The sequence below is a fragment of the Treponema bryantii genome, from assembly GCF_900111035.1.
GTDB lineage: Bacteria > Spirochaetota > Spirochaetia > Treponematales > Treponemataceae > Treponema_D > Treponema_D bryantii_C.
This window is the reverse complement of the sequence record NZ_FOFU01000025.1, coordinates 1-1,569: the sequence shown is the minus strand read 5'-3', so window position 1 is coordinate 1,569 and position 1,569 is coordinate 1. Positions and strand designations below refer to the sequence as shown.

General features: G+C 37.0%; 1 protein-coding gene. It reads left to right on the top strand.

Annotation, left to right across the window (positions count from 1 at the left end):
• On the top strand, positions 1-1,569 hold a 1,569-nt coding region (locus tag BMY21_RS15530), incomplete at both ends, for an RHS repeat domain-containing protein (RefSeq protein ID WP_143064261.1).

Sequence of the window (1,569 nt, the reverse complement as noted above, 5' to 3'; positions counted from 1 at the left end):
GTAATGAACCGTGTGACAAAAGAAAATGCAGCAGGGCTTACAGAGAGAGCTATAGAATACGACGGCCTTGGAAGAGTGAAGTCTGAAACAGACGGTGAGGAAAACAGTCATACTTACGAATACGACGGACTTGGACGGGTTGTAAAAGAGACTGTAAATACAAAACCACAGACCGTTCTTTATTATGAATACGATGCCCGCGGAAACGTAATTAAGTTTACGGATGCCGCAGGAACTGTTTTCAAGAGAACTTATACAAAGACAGATCTGCTTAAAGAAGAAAAAGTGTATGTAGAAGAAGACGGAAAGGAAATCCTGAAGGAAACAAGAACTTATACATATGATGAAGCGGGAGCATTGAAGTCTGCTGGTGAAGGTAAAAACATCGTGTATTATAACGGAGCTGATTCAAATTACCAGCCGGATGCCTATGGAAATACAAGACGTGAATATTGGAATAAAACCGGCTTTGAAATGAGTTATGATTATGACAAATTGAATCGGCTTACTTCAGTAACTACACCTGATGCAAAGAAAGAAAATTATTCATATAACAAAAACAGTCAGGTAACTGAAATCGGCGGTCTGATTAATGGAACACTTAGTTATAATAATACTACTAAAAGGCTAGATTCAGTTAATTATGAATGTGGAATAAATAAAAATCTGACTTACAATGAATCTGGTCTTGTTTCAGAATTCTCTTACAGTTCAGATAAGAATGCTGCATTTAAGACTGGATTTGAATATGTTTATGATAATAATTTCAACATTACTGACCGTATACATAAAGATACTGAAGAAAAAGATACCTTCACCTACGATGGTCTGAACCGCCTTGTAACATCAAGTCTAAAAAGTAAGTTCTCTAACGACACATACGAACAGTTCAATCTGGTTAATATGAGTGAAATTGACCGCGATATTGACGGAATGGCAGTAGAACAAAAAGGTCAGTTCTACCAGGCAGACAAGGTTACCCTTGATGAAAACGGAAAGTCTTTTGTTTACGACTTCAAAGAAGAAAAGGAAATTCAGAAGATTGAGCTTTTTAAGACAAATCTTGAGAAAACGAGCCGTATACGCGAGCGCGACCTTCACATCTACACAAAACAGAATGAAACAGACGGCTGGAGCGAACTTACACCTGATAACTGGAACTATGTAGTTGATCCGAAAAACCAGAGTATTCACTTTAATCTGAAGACATCTCTTAAAACCCGTTTTATCAAAATCCGTACAATCTGGGATGATCGTGATCTGGACAATAACAATGTAAGTGACTACGTGACTTTTTCAAATGAAAGTGTACAGAAAATGATAAGAATCTGGACTCTGGAAAATGAGAGAAATGAAGAATATGATTATGACAGAAACTCAAACCGTAAGAGCATTACAGAAAACGGAAAGAACAGAAGTTACACCTATTACAAAAATGACAAAAACGGCAATACAGCCCGCGTAATGTTTGACGGAAAGTGGTGGTATACCTATGACGATAATGGAAATAGAATTGCAAGAGCTGCAAAAGCCGAAAATGAAAATAATAAAGTAACACTTGATAAAACC